We start from the raw sequence: 18,622 nt of genomic DNA, 5'->3' as shown, positions 1-18,622 counted from the left end.
TGGTCGGTGGTCGGAGGGAGGTGGCCGGTGGCCGGAGTCGGAGGACGGTGCGGGTCGGCCGGGTCGATGGCTTCCGCCGTACGAGAGAGCCGGGGCACCCGGCGGGTGCCCCGGCTCTCACGCTGTTCCGTGTTCCGCCCCGTCGGGGCTAGTTGACGACCGGGCGCCAGGTCGCGCGCGGGGTCCCGGAAGGGGTGGAGGTGGTGGCGGGCGGGGTCCCGGGGACCGTGGTGGCGTGCAGGCGGGCGTCGATGCCGAGGACCGCCGTGGTGGTGCCGGTGGCTTCGACCAGGCCCGCCGGAGCACCGGTGAACATCGTCTGGGACTGGGCCCAGGACGGGGCGCCGGCCAGCAGGGTGGAGCCCACGGTGCCCTTGTCCGCGCGGCCCGAGAGCAGGGGGCCGGCGACGCTCACCGCGCCGTAGCCGGCCTGGCCGCCGTGCTCGGTCACGGGGGTGACGGTCGGCTTGCCGGCGGGGGCCGGGGTGATCAGGGCGGAGCGGACCGTGCCCGAGTCGGGGCGGCGGAAGTACAGCCGGACGCCCTGGCCCTCCGGTACCGCGGTGAGCGGGACGGTGGTCGGCGGGAGGCCGGTCACGAACGGGCCCTGGAGCGGGGCGTCCGGGGCCGGCCGGGTCCAGGCCAGGATGGTGCGGCCGGTGGAGGCGAAGACGTGGGTGCGGCCGGCGGCATCGGTCGCGGCCACCGGGTCGCTCTGCAGGTCGCCGCCGCCCAGCCGCTGCCACGGGCCGAAGTTCCCGGCCGGCAGCTGGGTGGCGGAGCGCAGGCTGCGCTTGGCGTCGCGTACGTAGACGGTCAGCAGGCCGTTGCGGCCCACCGCGACCGCGGGCCCGCTGATCGCCGAGAATCCGTCGGTGTCGGCCACCTCCGGAGTGCCGGCCGACTGCCAGGGGCCGAACTCGCCGTCGGGCGCGTTCTGAACGGCGTACACGACCTCGCGGCGGTAGTCCTGCGGGCGCTGGCCGAGGGTGGTGCGGGTGCCGACGACCGTGATCCGGCCGTCGGGCAGGCGGGCGGCGGAGACGCCCGGGTCGATGCCGGTGCCGGGGAGCAGCACCGGGCCGGTCCAGGCGGCCTGCGGACCGGCGCCGGCCCGGGTCCAGTACGCCATCCGGCCGTCGAGGGAGGCGAAGGCCCACAGCTTGCCGCCGGCGCCCTGGACGAGCCAGGAGGTGCTGTCGGCGCGGGTGTAGCGGATGCTGTGCGCCCAGATGTGACCGGTCGGCAGGTTGCCGACCTTGCGGTCGCCGCAGCCGAAGGCGGAGCCGCAGGTGTTCCGGTGGTCGGCCCAGCCGTAGGTCCGGAGGGAGTTCACCTTGGCCTGGACCGTCTGGGGGTCCAGGCTCCGGGGCAGGACGCCGTTGTGGTAGCCGAGGTAGTTCTGGACCGTGAAGTGCGGGCGGTTCTTGACCTGTGCGTAGCGCTCGACGGCGGCCTGGGTGAACCGGGCGCCGTACATGTGGTCCTGGTGGTCGTCCGGGGTGCCGCTCTTCGGGTGCTTGCCGGGCGTGGGGTCCTGCATGCGTATCGTCGTCGGCTTGTAGCGCTCGATGACGGCCGCGATGGTGGCTATCGCCTGGTCCTTGTTGTAGGTGAACGGCTGCTTGACCGGGCTGTCCTTGGTGAGCACGGAGTTCAGGGCGGGTATCCGCCCGTTCCACAGGCCGCGCAGGCTGTGCGGACGGTCGGCGCCGATGTGGCCGGCCTCGCGGAGCTGCAGCCACACCAGGTTCACCTGCGGCTTGGCGATCAGGGTGTCGACCTCGGCCTGGCCGCCGCCCGCGGTGGGTATGGAGATGCGGTTCCAGGCGGAGGTGCGGTCGCCGGTGGCCATCTCGGCGTAGGCGGCGCGTATGCCGTTCTGCCGGGCCTCGGCGTAGGCGGCGGTGTCGGCCGGGGGCTTGGGTTCCTTGCCCTTGGCGTTGATGCCGTCGGACTCGCCGGAGGTGAGGTAGGTGGTGGTGACCTTGGTCCCGGCGAGCAGCGTGCGGCTGACGTCCGGGTTCATGAAGAAGAGGTCGTCGTCGGGGTGGGCGACGATCTGCAGTACCGAGCCGTCGCCGGCGCCCGCCGGACGGATGCTCGTCTTCCGGTCCGCGGGTTCGCGCGCGGCGTCCACTCCGGTCTCCTGGCCGTAGGCGACGGCGAGGACGCCGGTGGCCCCGGCGGTGACGACGGTGAGCAGGGCCGCGAGGCGGATGCGGAGGGCGGGAAGCATCAGTCACCCCTGATTGGTCGGTACGGTGCGGAAATTCGCCGAGCAGTCAGATAGAGGTCAATACGGGGAACTTGGTTCACCGCGTCAGCCGATGACTCCACTCATTCCGGTTGCGACCGGAGGTGATTGTGCCCCGCGCATTTGTGAAAGGAAAAATCGCCCGGGATACGGACGGTGAGTGGGCGTCAGCTTGTCCGCGATCATCTGTGATTGATCATGATCACGGCGGTTCGTTGCCTTATCGACCGATTCACGGTGCGGTCCGATGTCGCATCGCCGCCCGCCCGCAGTGCCCGGACCTTGGCCTGCGTGGCAGGAAAAGGCCTGGTCGGGGCGGGTGTTCGGGGTTACGGCAGAGTAGCCTTCACGGATTCGGCGCCCGGCCGCCGGTCGGTCCGTACGAGGTCATCCGCCCGCGCTGCCCGCGCCGCCGCCCCGCGAACCGGCCGGTCGTGTGATCTTCGCCACGTCGGGGTCGTTCGCGGCGCCCTGCGGTGCCGAAGCGGGCCCCGGACACCGGCCGCGGCGGGATCTGACGCAGTGGCGGCGGGGGTCCGGCGCCGCGGGCGTGCTGCGGATAGGCTCGGACGGGATCAACGGGATCAAGGGCACCACGGTTCAGGAGCGGGACGAAAGGCGGCGGGATGACGGTCCCGGGACGCAGGAGCAGCACCTTCATCCGGCTGCTGCGCAGCGGGTTCACCGACCCCCAGGCCGCCGCGCGGCTACTCGACTCCGACGCGCTGGCCGCCGTACGCGACGACCCGGTCCTGCTCGACGCCCTCGGCGCGACCGCCGACCCCGACCTCGCCCTGCGCGGCCTCGTCCGGCTCGCCGAGGCGCAGCAGGAGGGTGACCCGCCCGCCCTGCTGTCCACCCTCGTCACCGCCAAGCCGCTGCGCGACCGGCTCCTCGGCGTGCTCGGCGCCTCCGAAGCCCTCGCCGACCACCTGGCCCGCCACCCGCGCGACTGGCAGGCGCTGGTCACCTACGAGGCGGCCGACCTGCACCCCGGCCTCGCCGAGTTCGAGGAGGGGCTGGCCGAGGCCCACGACCCGGTGACCCTCCGGGTCGCCTACCGCCGCTGCCTGCTCTCCATCGCCGCCCGCGACGTCTGCGGCACCACCGACGTCGCCCAGACCGCGGCCGAGCTCGCCGACCTCGCCACCGCCACCCTCCGCGCGGCCCTGCGGATCGCCTCCGCCGCCGCCCCCGCGGACGCCGCCCAGTGCCGGCTCGCCGTCATCGCCATGGGCAAGTGCGGCGGCAACGAGCTCAACTACGTCTCCGACGTCGACGTGATCTTCGTGGGGGACGCCGCGAACGGCGCCGACGAGGGCAAGGCCCTGCAGGCCGCCACCCGGCTCGCCTCCCACCTGATGCGGATCTGCTCCGAGACCACCGTCGAGGGGACCATCTGGCCCGTCGACGCCAACCTCCGCCCCGAGGGCCGCAACGGCCCCCTCGTCCGCACCCTCGCCTCCCACCTCGCCTACTACCAGCGCTGGGCCAAGACCTGGGAGTTCCAGGCCCTGCTCAAGGCCCGCGCGGTGGCCGGCGACGCCGACCTCGGCGCCGCCTACCTCGAAGCCATAACGCCCATGGTCTGGCAGGCCGCGGAACGCGAGAACTTCGTCGCCGACGTGCAGCAGATGCGCCGCCGCGTCGTCGACAACATCCCGGCCTCGCACGTCGACCGCGAGCTCAAACTCGGCCCCGGCGGCCTGCGCGACGTCGAGTTCGCCGTCCAGCTGCTCCAGCTCGTGCACGGCCGCAGCGACGCCGGCCTGCGCTCCGGCACCACCCTCGACGCCCTGCACGCCCTCGCCGCCGGCGGTTACGTCGGCCGCGCCGACGCCGCCCAGCTCGGCGACGCGTACCGCTTCCTGCGGGCGATGGAGCACCGCATCCAGCTCTACCGGCTGCGCCGCACCCACCTCGTCCCCGAGGACGAGGCCGACCTGCGCCGCCTCGGCCGCTCCATGGGCCTGCGCACCGAACCCGTCGCCGAGCTCAACAAGGCCTGGCGGCGGCACGCCTCCGTGGTCCGCCGGCTGCACGAGAAACTGTTCTACCGGCCGCTGCTGGACGCCGTCGCCCAGCTCGCCCCCGGCGAGATCCGGCTCTCCCCGGCCGCCGCCGGCCAGCGACTGGAGGCCCTCGGCTACGCCGACCCGGCTTCCGCCCTGCGCCACCTGGAGGCCCTCGCCTCCGGAGTCACCCGCAAGGCGGCGATCCAGCGCACCCTGCTGCCGGTGCTGCTCGGCTGGTTCGCCGACTCCGCCGACCCGGACGCCGGCCTGCTGAACTTCCGGAAGGTGTCCGACGCCCTCGGCAAGACCCCCTGGTACCTGAGGCTGCTCCGGGACGAGGGCGCCGCCGCGGAGAACCTCGCCCGGGTGCTGTCCGCCGGCCGGTTCGCCCCCGACCTGCTGATGCGCGCGCCCGAGGCGGTGGCCCTGCTCGGCGACCCCGAGGGCCTGCAGCCCCGCACCCACGAGGCCCTGGAACAGGAGGTGCTGGCCGCCGTCGGCCGCGCCGACGGCGCCGAGGCCGGCGTCGCCGCCGCCCGCGGGGTCCGCCGGCGCGAGCTGTTCCGTACCGCCGCGGCCGACCTCATCGCCTCGTACGGCACCGAGGACCAGCCCGTCATGGAGGACCCCGGCGCCCTCGTCGACCGGGTCGGCGACGCCGTCTCCGACCTCACGGCCGCCACCATCGCCGGAGCGCTGCGCGCCGCCGTCCGCGACCAGTGGGGCGAGACCCTGCCCACCCGGTTCGCGATCATCGGCATGGGCCGGTTCGGCGGCCACGAACTCGGCTACGGCTCCGACGCGGACGTCCTCTTCGTCCACGAGCCGCGCGAGGGCGTCGACGAGCAGGAGGCCGCGAAGGCCGCCCAGACCGTCATCGCCGAGATGCGCCGCCTCCTCCAGCTGCCCACCGCCGACCCGCCGCTGCTCATCGACGCCGACCTGCGCCCCGAGGGCCGCTCCGGCCCGCTGGTCCGCACCCTCTCCTCGTACGCCGCCTACTACCGGCGCTGGTCGCTGGTATGGGAGAGCCAGGCCCTGCTCCGGGCCGAACCGGTCGCCGGCGACGAGGACCTCGGCCGCCGCTTCACCGAGCTCGTCGACCCGCTGCGCTACCCGGTGGAGGGGCTCGGCGAGGACGCCGTCCGCGAGATCCGCCGGCTCAAGGCGCGGATGGAGTCCGAACGCCTGCCGCGCGGCGCCGACCCCACCCTGCACACCAAGCTCGGCCGTGGCGGCCTCAGCGACGTGGAGTGGACGGTCCAGCTGCTCCAACTGCGCCACGGCTGGGTCGAACCGGGCCTGCGCACCACCCGCACCCGCACGGCACTGGCCGCGGCCGGCGCCGCCGGACTGATCCCGACCGAGGAGGCCCAGATCCTCGACGAGGCCTGGGTCCTGGCCACCCGGGTCCGCAACGCGGTGATGCTGGTCCGCGGCCGGGCCGGCGACACCTTCCCCGCCGACGCCCGCGAACTGGCCGCGGTCGGCCGCTACCTCGGCTACGGCGAAGGCCGGGTGGGCGAGATGCTCGACGACTACCGCCGCATCACCCGCCGCGCCCGCGCGGTGGTCGACGAGCTGTTCTACGGCGCGTAAGGGTACGCCCGGTGCGCCCGCGTACCGGCGTACCGGTACCGGCACACGGGCCCCTTCAGCCCTTGGACCGGTGCGGCCCCAGTTCGCGGAGGACGTCCGCGAGCTGGGGTCCGCTCAGCGGTGCCGGCGGCAGTGCCGTGGCCTGCGGGCGGAGGCCGTCCAGGAACAGCGAGAGGTAGCGGCGCCAGGCGTCCGGGGCGACGGCGGTGAGCGCCGGGACGGCGCGGCCGAGGGCGGCCAGCGTGAACAGCAGGTCCTCGGTGGTGAGGTCGGGCCGTACGGTGCCCTCCCGCCGGCCCCGCTCCAGCAGCAGCCGGACCGTCTCGCCGTTGTGCACGTGCACCTCGTCCAGCGAACGGACCCCCTCCAGGCCCGTGGTCATCAGGTCGTTGGTGCCCCGGTCGGTGGCGAGCACCGTGAACACCGCCTCCAGGTAGCTGGTCAGGCCCGACCACGCGTCCTCGGCGGCGCGGGCCTCCTCCCCGGCGGTCACCGTCCCGGCCAGGGCGCCCCGGAAGACCTCCTCGACCAGGGCGGCGCGGGTCGGGAAGTGCCGGTACAGGGTGGCGTTGCCGACGCCGGCCCGGCGGGCGATGTCGTCCAGCGGGGCGTCGAGGCCGTGCGCGGCGAAGGCCGTGCGGGCCGCCGCGACGAGTGCCTCGCGGTTGCGGCGCGCGTCCCGCCGCACCGGCCCGTCCGGGCCCGGCGCCGCCCCGGTCCGCTCCTTGGCTTCCGTCATTCCCGACTCCTCCGTGTTCCTCGTTCCCCGACGTACCGGGGACTGCTCCCCGGTACGGATGGTACCCTCGGCCGCAGAAACGGGGGATACTCCCCGTTTTGATTCGGGGGAGGGGTGGCGGCCATGGCGAAGACGGCCCTGGTACTGGGCGGCGGCGGGACGGTCGGCGGGGCGTGGGAGATCGGCATGATGGCCGGACTGGCCGATGCCGGTGTCGACCTCTCGCGCGCCGAGGTGGTCATCGGCACCTCCATAGGCTCGGTGCTCGGCGCCCGGCTCGGCGCCGGCACCGGCATCGCGGAACTGTACGAGGGCGAGCTGGCCGGTGCGTGCGCGGTCGACGCCGAGGTCACCGCGGGCCAGACCCTCCGGTTCCTGTGGGCCGCTCTCGGCTCCCGCGACCCGGAGCGGGCGGTCCGGCGGCTCGGCCGGGCCGCGCTGGCCGCCCGTACGGTCCCGGAGTCGGAGGTCCGCGACACCCTCGACGTCCTGCTGGACGGTGTACGGGAGTGGCCCCGCGGGGGCCGGGACCTGCGGCTGACCGCGATCGACGCCCTGACCGGGGAGCTGGAAGTGTTCGCCGCCGGCTCCGGTGTCCCCCTCCGCGAGGCCGTCGCGGCGAGTTGCGCGGTGCCGGTGGTCTGGCCGCCGATGCCGGCCGCCGGGCGGCGCTGGATGGACGGCGGCTGCCGCTCGACCGCCAACGTGCACCTCGCGAGCGGCTGCGAGCGGGTGGTCGCCCTCGCGCCGATCCCCAACGCGGTGGGCCCGCACCCGAGCGCCCCGGCCCAAGGTGCCGAACTGGCCGCAGCCGGGACGCGGGTGGCCGTCCTCTCCCCGGACCGCACCGCCCGCAAGGCGATGGGCCGCAACATGCTGGACCAGGACAGCCGGGCCGGCGCGGCCCGTGCCGGGCGGGCCCAGGCCGCCGCGTGCGCGGCTGCGGTGGCGGAGGTGTGGAACCCGTAGCGCCCGGAGGTCAGGCGGGGTTCGGGGCGGGGGCCCGGTACGGCCGGCGTTCGCTCAGGCCCGGGCCCTGACCCGGTGCAGCAGCGCCGCCGCCGGGTGGGGGCCGGTCTCCCGGGGGTGCCGGGGCAGACGGTGGGGGAGGGCGCCGTACCAGGAGCGCGAGACGGCGTAGCCGAAGGCCAGGCACAGCATGCCGCCGACCGCGTCCAGCCAGAAGTGGTTGGCGGTGGCGACGATGACCACGAGGGTCGCGGCCGGGTAGAGCAGCCCCAGGATCCGCGCCCAGGGCGCGGCGGCCACGGCGAAGATCGTCAGGCCGCACCAGAGCGACCACCCTATGTGCATGGAGGGCATGGCCGCGTACTGGTTCGACATGTTCTTGAGGTTGCCGGAGGCCATCGAGCCCCAGGTGTGGTGCACCAGTACGGTGTCGATGAAATCCTGGCCGTTCATCAGCCGGGGCGGCGCCAGCGGGTAGAGGTAGTACCCGACCAGGGCCACACCGGTCGTGGCGAACAGGACCAGCCGGGTGGCGGCGTAGCGGCCCGGGTGCCGGCGGTAGAGCCACACCAGCACGCCGATGGTCACGATGAAGTGGAGCGTGGCGTAGTAGTAGTTCATGCCCACGATCAGCCAGGTCACCGAGTTCACGGTGTGGTTGACCGTCTGCTCCACGGCGATGCCGAGGGTGCGCTCGACCTCCCAGATCCAGTCGGCGTTCCGCATCGCGGCCGCCTTCTGCTCGGGCACCGAGTTCCGGATCAGCGAGTACGTCCAGTAGCTCACCGCGATGAGCAGGATCTCGAACCAGATCCGGGGACGGCGGGGGGCGCGGAGCCGGTCCAGCGTCGCACGCCGGTCAGCCGGGCGGGACTCCGTTCCGCTTGTGGCGGGTGACGAGGTGTCCGTCCGGGTTCCCAGTGTCTTCACGCTCGATTCACCCATGGGCAGAGAGTCTGCCAGATGGCCGACACCGCGGCCGATCCTCCCTCGGAACGGTCTTCCGACCCGCCCGTCCACCTTCAGGACGACACGTGCGGGAGCCCCTCCCGAGGCGGCTCCGGATATGCGGACGGCGGCCCGCTTCAGGCCCGGCCCGGCCCGGAGGCGGTGCTGCCCCGGACCACCAGCTCCGGCATGAAGACGAACTCGCTGTGCGGGGCGGGCGTACCGCCGATCTCCTCCAGCAGCGTCCGGACCGCCGCCTGCCCCATGGCCTGCACCGGCTGCCGGATGGTGGTGAGCGGCGGATCGGTGAAAGCTATCAGCGGGGAGTCGTCGAAGCCGACGACCGAAATGTCCTGCGGGACCCTCAGCCCCTGTTGCCGGGCGGCCCGGATGGCGCCCAGCGCCATCATGTCGCTGGCGCACACGATCGCCGTGCAGCCCCGCGCGATGAGCGCGGTCGCCGCGGCCTGCCCGCCCTCCAGCGTGTACAGGGAATGCTGGACCAGCTCTTCCGCCTCCGCCTCGGAGAGGCCCAGCCGCTCCTGGACGGCGGCCCGGAAACCCTCGATCTTGCGGAGCACCGGCACGAACCGCTTGGGCCCCACCGCCAGCCCGATCCGGCTGTGGCCCAGGGCCGTGAGGTGCGTCACGGCCAGGTGCATGGCGGCCCGGTCGTCGGGCGAGACGAAGGGGGCCTGCACCTTGTCGGAGAAGCCGTTGATGAGGACGTACGGAACGCCCTGCCCGCGCAGCTGGTCGTAGCGGGTCATGTCGGCGGTGGTGTCGGCGTGCAGTCCGGAGACGAAGATGATGCCGGAGACCCCGCGGTCGACGAGCATCTCGGTGAGCTCGTCCTCGGTGGAGCCGCCGGGGGTCTGGGTGGCCAGCACCGGGGTGTATCCCTGCCGGGTCAGCGCCTGTCCGATGACCTGGGCCAGCGCCGGGAAGATGGGGTTGTCCAGCTCGGGGGTTATCAGCCCGACCAGTCCGGCGCTGCGCTGCCGCAGCCGCACCGGCCGTTCGTACCCGAGGACGTCGAGCGCGGCCAGCACGGACTCGCGGGTGCCCGCGGCCACACCCGGCTTGCCGTTCAGGACCCGGCTGACCGTGGCTTCGCTGACCCCCGCCTGAGCTGCGATGTCGGCAAGCCGCGCGGTCATAGGGCCGGACTTTACCGGGCCTTCGCTCATACTGCCCACCACGTGCACGAATCCGCGGGAAGCAGCACGCTACGGGCACCCGGCTCGACCGGAGCGCTGGACAGCACCGGACGCCCCGGAACGGGCATTTCCACCCTATCCGGGCGGGTGTTGACCGTGCAGGCGAACCCGGGCCGCGAGAACAGCAGCACCCCCTCCGGGGAGCGCAGCCAGCGCAGCGGGCCGGCGTCGGGGGAGCCGAGGCCGGGCAGCTCCCGGCGGAGCTCCAGGGCCGCGCGGTACAGCTCCAGCGTGGAGTGCGGGTCGCCGGTCTGCGCGGCCACGGTCAGTCCGGCCCAGTCGGCGGGCTGCGGCAGCCAGCTCCCGCCGGGCCCGAAGCCGTACGGCGGCTCGCTGCCGGACCAGGGCAGCGGCACCCGGCAGCCGTCGCGGAGCCCGTCCTGGCCGGCGGTGCGCCGGTACGCCGGGTCCTGGCGGGCGTGCGGCGGCAGGTCGGCGACCTCCGGCAGGCCCAGCTCCTCGCCCTGGTAGAGGTACGCCGACCCGGGCAGGGCCAGCATCAGCAGGGCGGCGGCCCGGGCCCGGCGCAGGGAGCCGTAGCGGGTGCGGTGGCGGACCACGTCGTGGTTGGACAGCACCCAGGTGGTGGGGGCGCCCACGGCGTGGGTGGCGGCCATCGACTCGTCGATCACGGTGCGGATGGCGGCGGCCTCCCACGGGCACTTCAGGAAGCGGAAGTTGAACGCCTGGTGCATCTCGTCGGGGCGGACGTACCGCGCCAACCGCTCCGAGCTCGGCGCCCACGCCTCCGCGACCCCGATGCGCTCGGCGCCGGGCGTGCTGTGCCGGTCGAGCAGGGCCCGCCAGGAGCGGTGGATCGCGTGCACGCCCTCCTGGTCGAAGAAGGGCAGCGGCTGGGAGCCGATCAGGGTGGCCTGCTCGGCGGCGCCCACGTCGGGGAACCCGGGGGCCTTGACCATGCCGTGCGCGACGTCCACCCGGAAGCCGTCCACGCCGAGGTCCAGCCAGAAGCGCAGCACGGATTCGAATTCCTCCGCGACCTCGGGGTGCTCCCAGTTCAGGTCCGGCTGCTGCGGGGCGAACAGGTGCAGGTACCAGTCGCCGGGGGTGCCGTCGGGGCCGGTGACCCGGGTCCAGGCGGGGCCGCCGAAGACCGACTCCCAGTCGTTGGGGGGCTCGGCGCCGCCGGGGCCGCGGCCCGGCCGGAAGTGGTACCGGTCCCGGCGGGTGGGGGTCCTCCCCCCGGCTGCGCCGGGGGTACCCCCACCGCCGGAGGCGGGGGGAGGTTCGGCGAGCGCCTCCTTGAACCACGCGTGCTCGTCGGAGGTGTGGTTGGGGACCACGTCCACGATCACCCGCAGGCCCAGGGCGTGGGCCGCGCGGACCAGCTCGCGGGCGTCCGCGAGCTCGCCGAAGAGCGGGTCGACGGCCCGGTAGTCGGCGACGTCGTAGCCGCCGTCGGCCTGCGGGGAGGCGTAGAAGGGGGTCAGCCAGACGGCGTCCACCCCGAGCCGGGCCAGGTGCGGCAGCCGGCGGCGGATCCCCCGCAGGTCGCCGATGCCGTCGCCGTCGCTGTCCGCGAAGGAGCGGACGTACACCTGGTAGATCACGGCGTCCCGCCACCAGCCGCGGCTCACCGCGGCCCCGCCGCCGGCGGCCCCGGCGGCAGCATCGGCAGCGTTGCGGCAAGCGCTTGCAGCGCTCGGGGCGTCGCTTCCGGCCTTGCAGTAAGCGCTTGCAGAGGCGCGATCGGTGAGCTCCTGGGTCATACCGGGTCAACGCGGGGGGCACCGTACGGACACGCGGATGTAACAATCGCCTCCGCTTGCAGAAAATTGCGGCAAGGTCTTTCGGTCTGCTTTCAGCCTTGTTACGTTCCTGGCAACTCGGGACCGCGAGGGCGCGGCCGGGATCATCGAAGGAGTTCATATGCGGCGTGGCATAGCGGCCACCGCGCTGGTCGCGGCCCTGGCGCTCGCGGCGACGGCTTGCGGCGGTGACGACAAGGACAGCGGCGGCGACGTCCAGACCGGCGGGGAGCTCTCCGGCACGGTCACCTGGTGGGACACCTCCGGCGATGCCGAGAAGGCGACCTTCCAGAAGATCGCGGAGGCGTTCACCGCCCAGCACCCGAAGGTCACCGTCAAGTACGTCAACGTCCCGTACGGCGACGCGCAGAACAAGGTGAAGAACGCCTTCAGCAGCGGCTCCGACGCGCCCGACGTGATCCGCGCCGACGTCGGCTGGGTCGCCGACTTCGCCTCGCTCGGCTACCTCGACGAGGTGCCCGCCGGGACCGCCAAGAAGGTCGACGCCGAGTTCCTGAAGCAGGCGGCCGCCAGCGGCAAGTACGAGGGCAAGACCTACGCCGTCCCGCAGGTCATCGACACCCTCGGCCTCTTCTACAACAAGAAGATGCTGGCCGACGCCGGGGTCCAGCCCCCGAAGTCCCTGGAGGAGCTGAAGACCGCCGCCGCCACGATCAAGGCGAAGACCGGCAAGACCGGCCTCTACCTCCGCGGCGACGACTCCTACTGGAGCCTCCCCTACCTCTACGGCGAGGGCGGCGACCTGGTCGACGCCAAGACCAAGACGGTCACCGTCGACAACGAGGCCGGCGTGAAGGCCTTCAAGGCCGCCCGCGACCTGGTGACCTCCGGCGCCGCGACCACCAACGCCACCGACGGCTACGTCAACCAGCAGACCGCCTTCAAGACCGGCCAGGTCGCCATGATGATCAACGGTCCGTGGGCGGTGGCCGACACCTACGCCGGCGAGCAGTTCAAGGACAAGGCCAACCTCGGCGTCGCCCCCGTCCCGGCCGGCTCCGCCGCCCAGGGCGCCCCGCAGGGCGGCCACGACCTCGCCGTCTACGCCGGTTCCAAGAACCGCTCCGCCGCGCACGCCTTCGTCGAGTACATGACCTCCCAGCAGGTCCAGGTGCAGACGACCAAGGAGCTCAGCCTGCTCCCGACCCGGACCGCCGCCTACGAGCAGCCCGACGTCAAGGGCAACGAGATGGTCGCCTTCTTCAAGCCCGCCGTGGACAAGGCCGTCGAGCGCGCCTGGATCCCGGAGAACGGCAGCCTCTTCGAGCCGCTGAAGGTCGAGTGGACCAAGGCCGTCACCGGTGCGTCGAGCCCGGAGGCCGCGGCCAAGGCGGCCGGCGCCGAGTTCCGCAAGATCCTCAAGGGCTGGAAGTAAGGATCACGATGGCTGTCCACACCAGCCAGTCGGTGGCGGAGGCCGCGGGTGAGGAGATCACCCGCGGCCCGAGCCGCGGGCGGCTCCGCCGCGCACTGGCCACCCACTGGTACGCCTGGACGATGGTCGCCCCCGTGGTGCTCGTCCTCGGCGTGATCATCGGCTGGCCGCTGGTCCGCGGCGTCTACCTGTCGCTGACCGACGCCAACGAGCGCAACGTCGCCCGCACCATCGGCGCCAACCACATCGAGGCCACGTACGAGTTCGTCGGTCTCGACAACTACACGGCCGTGCTCGGCGACCCGGTGTTCATGCAGCGGCTGGTGTGGACGGTGATCTGGACCGTCGCCTGTGTGTCGATCACCTTCGTGCTCGGCCTGGCCCTGGCCAACATGCTCAACCGGAGCTTCCGCGGCCGGGGCTTCTACCGGATGGCCCTGATCCTCCCGTGGGCCGTCCCCGGCTTCGTCTCCGTCTTCGCCTGGCGGTTCCTCTTCAACCGCGACAACGGCATCCTCAACAAGCTGCTGGAAGGCGGCGGCATCGCGGGCGTCCCCTGGCTGGACGACCCGACCTGGGCCAAGATCGCGGTCGTCTCCGTCAACGTGTGGCTGGGCGTCCCCTTCATGATGGTCGCGCTGCTCGGCGGCCTGCAGTCCATTCCCGGCGAGCTCTACGAGGCCGCCGAGATGGACGGCGCGAGCGCCTGGCAGCGGTTCCGCCACATCACCCTGCCCGGCCTGCGCGCCGTCAGCATGACGGTGATCCTGCTCTCCACCATCTGGACCTTCAACATGTTCCCGGTGATCTTCCTGCTCACCCGGGGCGGGCCGGGCGACGCCACCGAGATCCTGGTCACCCAGGCCTTCCGCGAGGCCTTCGTGGAGAGCCCCCGCGACTTCGCCGGCTCGGCCGCCTGGGGCGTGCTGATCCTGCTGCTGCTCATGTTGTTCGCGCTGGTCTACCGGCGCTCGCTGCGCAAGCAGGGAGAGGTGTGGTGACCGTGGCCACCTCCGTACGCAACCCCCGCCCGCGCGGACAGCGCTCGCCGCTGGCCTCCGTCGGCCTGCACGCCACCCTCGTGGTCGCGTCCGTCATCGCCGTCTTCCCGGTGCTGTGGGTCCTGCTGACCTCGCTCAAGCCCGCGAACCAGGCGCTCACCACGGACTTCGTGAAGAACCCGACGACCGCCAACTACGAGTACCTGATCGGCGACACCCACTTCCTCGACTGGTTCGGAAACTCGGTCCTGGTCGCCGGCGTCACCACCGTCCTCGGTGTGTTCATCGCCGCCACCACCGGCTACGCCGTCAGCCGCTTCAAGTTCCCCGGTATGCGGCCGCTGATGTGGACCCTGCTCATCACGCAGATGTTCCCGATGGCCATCCTGATCGTGCCGCTCTACAACCTGATGGGCGACATGGGGCTGCTCAACCAGCCGCTCGGCCTGATCATCACGTACCTCACCATCGCGGTGCCGTTCTGCGCCTGGATGATGAAGGGCTTCTTCGACACCATCCCCGTCGAGATCGACGAGTCGGGCCGGGTCGACGGGCTCAACCCGTTCGGCACCTTCTGGCGGCTGATCCTGCCGCTGGCCAAGCCCGGCCTGGCCGTCACCGGCTTCTACTCCTTCGTCACCGCCTGGGGCGAGGTCGCGTACGCCTCCGCCTTCATGGTCGGCGAGGAGAACCTCACCCTGGCCGGCGGTCTGCAGACCTTCGTCACCCAGTACACCTCCAACTGGGGTGCGATGACCGCCGCGTCGGTGCTCATCGCCATCCCCGCAGCCGTGTTCTTCGTCTTCGCGCAGCGCCACCTGGTCGCCGGCATGACGGCCGGCGCCACCAAGGGCTGACCGCGGGGCTGACCCCACCGCGGTCCCCGCGGGCCCGGGCCTCCGCACAGGGCCCGGGCCCGCCCCGAGCACACACCGCCCGACGTACGCACCGCCCGACGCGCGTACCGCCCGAAGCGCACACCGCGCGACGCACGCACCGCCCGACGCACGTACCCGTTCCAGCACGGCACCGCCCCCGACCACGGCGGCGCCGTCCCACCCCGAAACCTCAGGGATGACATGACCCAGCACCTCGCTGCCCCCGCCGCACCGACCACCGGCACGCACACGGGATGGTGGAGAGACGCGGTGATCTACCAGGTCTACCCCCGGAGCTTCGCCGACGGCAACGGCGACGGCATGGGCGACCTCGCGGGCGTGGTCGGCAGACTCCCCTACCTCAAGGAGCTCGGGGTCGACGCCGTCTGGCTCAGCCCCTTCTACGCCTCCCCGCAGGCCGACGCGGGCTACGACGTGGCCGACTACCGGGCCATCGACCCGATGTTCGGCACCCTGCACGACGCCGACGCGCTGATCCGCGAGGCCCACGGCCTGGGCCTGCGGATCATCGTCGACCTCGTGCCCAACCACTGCTCCGACCAGCACGACTGGTTCAAGCAGGCGCTGCGCGAGGGCCCCGGCTCCCGGCTGCGCGAGCGCTTCCACTTCCGCCCGGGCAAGGGCGAGAACGGCGAGCTGCCGCCCAACGACTGGGAGTCCATCTTCGGCGGCCCCGCCTGGACCCGCGTCGCGGACGGCGAGTGGTACCTGCACCTGTTCGCGCCCGAGCAGCCCGACTTCAACTGGGAGCACCCGGCCGTCCAGGACGAGTTCCGCTCGATCCTGCGCTTCTGGCTGGACCTGGGCGCCGACGGCTTCCGCGTCGACGTGGCCCACGGCCTGGTCAAGGCCCCCGGCCTGCCCGACATCGGTGCCAAGGACCAGCTCAAGCTGCTCGGCAACGACATCATGCCGTTCTTCGACCAGGACGGCGTCCACGAGATATACCGCTCCTGGCGCCGGATCCTCGACGAGTACGAGGGCGAGCGCGTCCTGGTCGCCGAGGCCTGGACCCCGACCGTCGAGCGCACCGCCCGGTACGTGCGCCCGGACGAGATGCACCAGGCCTTCAACTTCCAGTACCTGACGGCCGACTGGGACGCGGCGGCGCTGCGCGAGGTGATCGACGGCTCGCTGGCCGCCATGCGCCCGGTCGGCGCCCCCACCACCTGGGTGCTGTCCAACCACGACGTCACCCGGCACGCCACCCGGTTCGCCAACCCGGCCGGCCTCGGCACCCAGCTGCGCGAGCCCGGCGACCGCGAGCTCGGCCTGCGCCGGGCCCGCGCGGCGACCCTGCTGATGCTGGCGCTGCCCGGCTCGGCCTACGTCTACCAGGGCGAGGAGCTCGGCCTGCCCGACGTCACCGACCTGCCGGACGAGGTCCGCCAGGACCCGTCGTTCTTCCGCGCGGCCGGCCAGGACGGCTTCCGCGACGGCTGCCGCGTACCGATCCCGTGGTCGGGCACGGAGGCCCCGTACGGTTTCGGCACCGGCGGCAGCTGGCTGCCGCAGCCGGACTCCTGGGCGGGACTGAGCGTCGAGGCGCAGACCGGCGACCCCTCCTCCACCCTGGAGCTGTACCGGGAGGCCCTGCGGCTGCGCCGTGAGCGGCCGGACCTGGGCGCGGGCGAGTCGGTGGAGTGGCAGGAGGCGCCCGAGGGCGTCCTGGTCTTCCGGCGCGGGGAGTTCCTCTGCACCGCCAACACCACCGGCACGGCGGTCACGCTCCCCGTGGCCGGCGAGGCCCTGCTGTCCAGCGGTGAGGCGGCCGAGGGCGGCGTACTGCCGGCCGACACCACGGTGTGGTGGCAGGTGACGTCGGGGTGACCTCACCTCTCCGGCTGACGGACATCGCCGCGCAGGCCCAGGTCAGCGAGGCGACGGTCAGCCGTGTGCTCAACGGCAAGGCGGGCGTGGCGGCCGCGACCCGGCACAAGGTGCTGGCCGCCATGGACCTGCTCGGCTACGAACGCCCGGTCCGGCTGCGCCGTCGCAGCAACGGCCTGGTCGGCCTGCTCATCCCCGAGCTCACCAACCCGATCTTCCCGGCCTTCGCGCAGGTCATCGAACAGGCGCTGGCCGGGCACGGGTACACGCCGGTGCTGTGCACGCAGAGCCCGGGCGGGGCCACCGAGGACGAGCTGGTCGAGCAGCTGGAGGAGCGCGGGGTCACCGGCATCGTGTTCCTGTCCGGCCTGCACGCCGACGCTGCCGCCGACCCGGCCCGCTACCAGGGGCTGGTGGCGCGCGGTCTGCCCTTCGTCATGATCAACGGCTTCAACGAGCACGTGAACGCGCCCTTCGTCTCCCCGGACGACCGGGCGGCCGCCCGCATGGCGGTCCGGCACCTCGCCGACCTCGGGCACGAACGCATCGGCCTGGCCATCGGCCCGACCCGGTACGTGCCCTCGGCCCGCAAGGCGGAGGGCTTCCGGGCGGCCCTGGCGGAACTGGGCCTGCCGTGCAGTGAGGCGGACGTCCAGCCCACCCTGTTCACGGTGGAGGGCGGTCACGCCGCGGGCGGGGCGCTGATCGACCGCGGCTGCACCGGCATCGTCTGCGGCAGCGACCCGATGGCGCTGGGCGCGATACGCGCCGCCCGCGAGCGGGGCCTGCGCGTGCCGGAGGACGTCTCGGTCGTCGGCTTCGACGACTCCCCGCTGATCCCGTTCACCGACCCGCCGCTGACGACCGTACGCCAGCCGGTGCGCGCCATGGCGACGGCCGCGGTCGGCGCCCTGCTGGAGGCGGTCGGCGGTACGCCGGTCCAGCGCACGGAGTTCGTCTTCCAGCCGGAGCTGGTCGTACGCGGCTCCACCGCCCAGGCCCCTGCCCTTTAAGGGGCCCCACGAACTCGGGGCACATCCCCGAGACCCCGCCAGGTGCCGGGGCCCGCTGTCCAGGGCCCCGGCGCTGTCGTGTGCGCCTCGTTTGACGGACTGATTCCCTCCGGTGACGCTGGCGGAGGGGGCTCCGGAGCATCGGAGCGCACGGGGGGAGGCACGTGATGGAAGCAGTGGGGACGGACCAGCGGGATCAAACGGGTCGTCCGGCATCAGGGGGTGTGCGGGCGCGGTCGGCAGGGGCGTTGCTGATTGTCGCGGCCCTGATCGCGGCAGCGGCCTGCTGGGGGGTGTTCGCGGCATGGCTGCCCTCCGATATCGAGCGGTACCGGGACTACGGGGCGGCCGAGCCGTGCCCCGCCCGGGCGGCCGTGGCGGAGCGGGAGGACTGCCTGCGCACGGTCCCGTTCACCGTGGTGACGACGAGCTTGAACGACGGGAAGCACGACGAGCCCCACTTGTCGGCGACCTTGTCCGGCGCGCCCTTCTGGAACGGCCTCGTGGATTTCGGTGATCAGGACCCGCTGCTGCGGGACCTCCGGCCGGGAGACCGGATCACCGGTACCGTCTGGCGCGGCGACGTCATGACGATCAGCAAGGGCGATGCCCGGCAGAGTTCGGCCGACGAACCCCGAGACGAGGCCCAGATGACAGTCGCCCTCGGCACGCTCGCGGGCGCCCTGGCGGCCCTGGGGCTCGTCTTCGGCGCGGTGCGGCTGGCCAGGCCCGAGGACCACGCGCCCTTCACCTGGCGCCCGTACGGCAGGGTGCTGCTCGCCGTCGTGACGATCACCTGCTTCGCCGTGGGATTCCTCGCCCTGTGGCTCGACGTGCCCTCGTGGGTCGTGCCGGTGGTCGCCGTGCCGGTCGTGGCGTACACGGCCTGGCAGCTCCACCGGCACTGGCGGCTGGCTGCCGCGCGAGGCGTCTGAGGTCAGTCTGCCGCGCGCGGCCGGTGCCGGGC

Annotated in this window: 13 protein-coding genes; 8 read left to right on the top strand and 5 right to left on the bottom strand. The window is 73.1% G+C overall.

Annotated features, from left to right (window positions below; all coding sequences use genetic code 11):
* Positions 1-148: 148 nt before the first annotated feature.
* On the bottom strand, positions 149-2,239 hold the full coding sequence (locus AC067U_RS06815) for a PIG-L family deacetylase (RefSeq protein WP_478828574.1): 2,091 nt from the start codon (positions 2,237-2,239) through the stop codon (positions 149-151).
* A 644-nt stretch (positions 2,240-2,883) separates the two neighbouring features.
* Here AC067U_RS06815 and AC067U_RS06810 point away from each other — a divergent pair.
* Positions 2,884-5,871 carry a bifunctional [glutamine synthetase] adenylyltransferase/[glutamine synthetase]-adenylyl-L-tyrosine phosphorylase gene (locus tag AC067U_RS06810; RefSeq protein ID WP_478828573.1) on the top strand — a complete coding sequence of 996 codons (2,988 nt, stop codon included), beginning with the start codon at positions 2,884-2,886 and terminating at the stop codon, positions 5,869-5,871.
* A 55-nt stretch (positions 5,872-5,926) separates the two neighbouring features.
* Here AC067U_RS06810 and AC067U_RS06805 read toward each other — a convergent pair whose 3' ends face one another.
* The gene (locus AC067U_RS06805; protein ID WP_478828572.1) at positions 5,927-6,610 is read right to left on the bottom strand and encodes a TetR/AcrR family transcriptional regulator; all 684 of its coding nucleotides are present in this window, start codon (positions 6,608-6,610) and stop codon (positions 5,927-5,929) included.
* A 123-nt stretch (positions 6,611-6,733) separates the two neighbouring features.
* On the opposite strand from AC067U_RS06805, the gene AC067U_RS06800 reads away from it, so the two are divergent.
* A complete protein-coding gene (locus tag AC067U_RS06800; RefSeq protein WP_478828571.1) occupies positions 6,734-7,579 on the top strand; it encodes a patatin-like phospholipase family protein in 846 nt (281 codons plus the stop codon).
* A gap of 54 nt (positions 7,580-7,633) precedes the next feature.
* On the opposite strand, the gene AC067U_RS06795 is transcribed toward AC067U_RS06800, so the two are convergent.
* The 3 genes from AC067U_RS06795 to AC067U_RS06785 form a co-directional block, all read right to left on the bottom strand.
* Positions 7,634-8,524, bottom strand: coding sequence for a phosphatase PAP2 family protein (locus tag AC067U_RS06795; RefSeq protein ID WP_478828570.1), 891 nt, complete (start codon positions 8,522-8,524; stop codon positions 7,634-7,636).
* A 140-nt stretch (positions 8,525-8,664) separates the two neighbouring features.
* Entirely contained in the window at positions 8,665-9,687 is a 1,023-nt protein-coding gene (locus AC067U_RS06790; RefSeq protein ID WP_478828569.1) for a LacI family DNA-binding transcriptional regulator, read from the bottom strand.
* A 26-nt stretch (positions 9,688-9,713) separates the two neighbouring features.
* Positions 9,714-11,345 carry a glycoside hydrolase family 13 protein gene (locus AC067U_RS06785; protein ID WP_478828568.1) on the bottom strand — a complete coding sequence of 544 codons (1,632 nt, stop codon included), beginning with the start codon at positions 11,343-11,345 and terminating at the stop codon, positions 9,714-9,716.
* 292 nt (positions 11,346-11,637) lie between these two features.
* Between AC067U_RS06785 and AC067U_RS06780 the strand changes: the two genes are divergently transcribed.
* The 6 genes from AC067U_RS06780 to AC067U_RS06755 all read left to right on the top strand — a co-directional run bounded on the left by AC067U_RS06780 (position 11,638) and on the right by AC067U_RS06755 (position 18,590).
* Positions 11,638-12,912: an extracellular solute-binding protein gene (locus tag AC067U_RS06780; protein ID WP_478828567.1), complete on the top strand. Its 1,275-nt coding sequence runs from the start codon at positions 11,638-11,640 to the stop codon at positions 12,910-12,912.
* Positions 12,913-12,920: 8 nt separating this feature from the next.
* A complete protein-coding gene (locus tag AC067U_RS06775; protein ID WP_478828566.1) occupies positions 12,921-13,913 on the top strand; it encodes a carbohydrate ABC transporter permease in 993 nt (330 codons plus the stop codon).
* On the top strand, positions 13,907-14,770 hold the full coding sequence (locus AC067U_RS06770) for a sugar ABC transporter permease (protein ID WP_478828565.1): 864 nt from the start codon (positions 13,907-13,909) through the stop codon (positions 14,768-14,770). The genes AC067U_RS06775 and AC067U_RS06770 overlap by 7 nt, the downstream gene beginning before the upstream one ends.
* Positions 14,771-14,992: 222 nt before the next feature.
* Positions 14,993-16,642: a glycoside hydrolase family 13 protein gene (locus AC067U_RS06765; protein ID WP_478828564.1), complete on the top strand. Its 1,650-nt coding sequence runs from the start codon at positions 14,993-14,995 to the stop codon at positions 16,640-16,642.
* Entirely contained in the window at positions 16,639-17,655 is a 1,017-nt protein-coding gene (locus tag AC067U_RS06760) for a LacI family DNA-binding transcriptional regulator (protein ID WP_478828563.1), read from the top strand. Before AC067U_RS06765 ends, AC067U_RS06760 begins: the two co-directional genes overlap by 4 nt.
* Before the next feature lie 248 nt (positions 17,656-17,903).
* Positions 17,904-18,590, top strand: coding sequence for a hypothetical protein (locus AC067U_RS06755; RefSeq protein ID WP_478828562.1), 687 nt, complete (start codon positions 17,904-17,906; stop codon positions 18,588-18,590).
* Positions 18,591-18,622: the final 32 nt, after the last annotated feature.

The sequence above is a fragment of the Streptomyces sp. NPDC043853 genome (assembly GCF_056436025.1).
The sequence above is the reverse complement of the archived record's forward strand: the minus strand, read 5'-3'. Positions and strand labels throughout refer to the sequence as shown.

Coding starts and splice junctions, on each gene's coding strand:
- AC067U_RS06810 (WP_478828573.1), top strand. CDS start 2,884: ATGACGGTCCCGGGACGCAGGAGCAGCACCTTCATCCGGCTGCTGCGC.
- AC067U_RS06800 (WP_478828571.1), top strand. CDS start 6,734: ATGGCGAAGACGGCCCTGGTACTGGGCGGCGGCGGGACGGTCGGCGGG.
- AC067U_RS06805 (WP_478828572.1), bottom strand. CDS start 6,610: ATGACGGAAGCCAAGGAGCGGACCGGGGCGGCGCCGGGCCCGGACGGG.
- AC067U_RS06780 (WP_478828567.1), top strand. CDS start 11,638: ATGCGGCGTGGCATAGCGGCCACCGCGCTGGTCGCGGCCCTGGCGCTC.
- AC067U_RS06815 (WP_478828574.1), bottom strand. CDS start 2,239: ATGCTTCCCGCCCTCCGCATCCGCCTCGCGGCCCTGCTCACCGTCGTC.
- AC067U_RS06790 (WP_478828569.1), bottom strand. CDS start 9,687: ATGACCGCGCGGCTTGCCGACATCGCAGCTCAGGCGGGGGTCAGCGAA.
- AC067U_RS06775 (WP_478828566.1), top strand. CDS start 12,921: ATGGCTGTCCACACCAGCCAGTCGGTGGCGGAGGCCGCGGGTGAGGAG.
- AC067U_RS06795 (WP_478828570.1), bottom strand. CDS start 8,524: ATGGGTGAATCGAGCGTGAAGACACTGGGAACCCGGACGGACACCTCG.
- AC067U_RS06765 (WP_478828564.1), top strand. CDS start 14,993: ATGACCCAGCACCTCGCTGCCCCCGCCGCACCGACCACCGGCACGCAC.